The organism is Parafrankia colletiae (genome assembly GCF_001854655.1).
Classification (GTDB): Bacteria; Actinomycetota; Actinomycetes; order Frankiales; family Frankiaceae; genus Parafrankia; species Parafrankia colletiae.
Window position 1 is genome coordinate 1 of record NZ_MBLM01000097.1, and the last position, 1382, is coordinate 1382.

The window sequence follows — 1382 nt, forward strand, 5'->3', positions numbered from 1 at the left end:
CCCCGCCGCGTCGCAGCAACCGCCCAGGCCATCCACATCCTCTCAACCGAAGCCGCTTGAAACGTCAGGATGGAAAAGGCTCATTGTACGAACGAGCCTGGCTTTGTTCAGCGTATAAATCGGAGTAGGACTTACTTTTCAGCATGCTCGACATCGGGAGAGCATCAGCGTATTGAATCTCAATTTTACCAACGCTCATGTTACGCCGGACAGGATAATTTTGGTCGTCTACGAACCCCTCTTCTACGAGAAAATTGGTGAGCCTCACGATCTCATCAAAGACCCCTTGGGCCGATGGAGTATTCATTCCTGTTCAGCTCTTCCCAAGATTCCCTTCATCCGCTGTACGAATTCTGGATCGAGATCTTCGACATAGAGGCGGCCGGACTCGAGATCCTTCAGGAGGTCTTTCGCCGAGGCGCGTCTCTTATTGAGATCTTCCTCCTCGCCGACCGTCATGTCTCTATGGATGACTTGGATGGTTTCCCTCTGTTCCGATGTCGGATAATCAAAACTGAGAGTAAAATTCGCGGCTTTAACTCTTTCATATTCCTCGATGAGTTGATCCATCTTAGGGCCCACACCGACGACGCGCACCCATGCCTTGCTGCGAGTTATTGCTGTAAATAGTCTGCTACGAAGACGCGCTAGATTTGTAGAGTCAGACTGGCACTCGTCGGCATTGACAATGTAGACCATGCCAGCCTCATTACCCTTGGCTCGATAGATCCCCGTGAAAGTTATTGAATCGCGATCAGGCTGGAAGAATATATCGGCGAGCGTGTCGACACCAGCCAGATGGTTTGGGATTGATCTATCGAGCAACGCTTTTCGGATCGGGCCGAGATTCCGTCGGGTTGAGATCGGATCTGTATTTATGACGACTATATCGTCGTGCCGGAGTTCCTCTTCATTGAGGTCCCGCGCAATCTGATCGGCGACCCATTCATTCTGCGCTTCCTTGCTCGGGAAACTCTGAAATACGATCAGGTCGTCCACAGACGAATGTTCCTCGAGAAATMCCGGACTGGTATCCTCGGTCCTACCCAAAGTCACGCGCGAGCCAGGAACAAGATGACCCGAATAGACATGGTATCCGATGTCAGTCCACAGTGATGGTTGATCGAACATCTGCACGAGCCCGATAGATGCCGAATCCCAACCCGTGAGCACTGACCAGGACCGGGCGAGAGTTCCGGTAGCACTTCTCCAAGACTATATCGCGCCTGGCAGTCTGATTGTAAACGGAAGAATCGAAGGAGACATTTGGTCGTCCCATTTCATCACTCCCAAATATCTCCTCCGTCGATGGAAGACCCTCGCCAGAGAGGTTCTGAAGTTCGTCGTAAGCGTAGACAAGCCTGCGGTTCTCGTCGAGCATT

The 1382-nt window shown here is 51.7% G+C and carries 1 protein-coding gene and 1 pseudogene; both read right to left on the reverse strand.

Annotation, left to right across the window (positions count from 1 at the left end; genetic code table 11):
* Positions 1-303: 303 nt before the first annotated feature.
* Positions 304-999 carry an ATP-binding domain-containing protein gene (locus CC117_RS34510; RefSeq protein ID WP_157905390.1) on the reverse strand — a complete coding sequence of 232 codons (696 nt, stop codon included), beginning with the start codon at positions 997-999 and terminating at the stop codon, positions 304-306.
* Positions 1000-1102: 103 nt separating this feature from the next.
* Positions 1103-1382: pseudogene (locus CC117_RS38420) on the reverse strand (helicase); the annotation flags it as partial.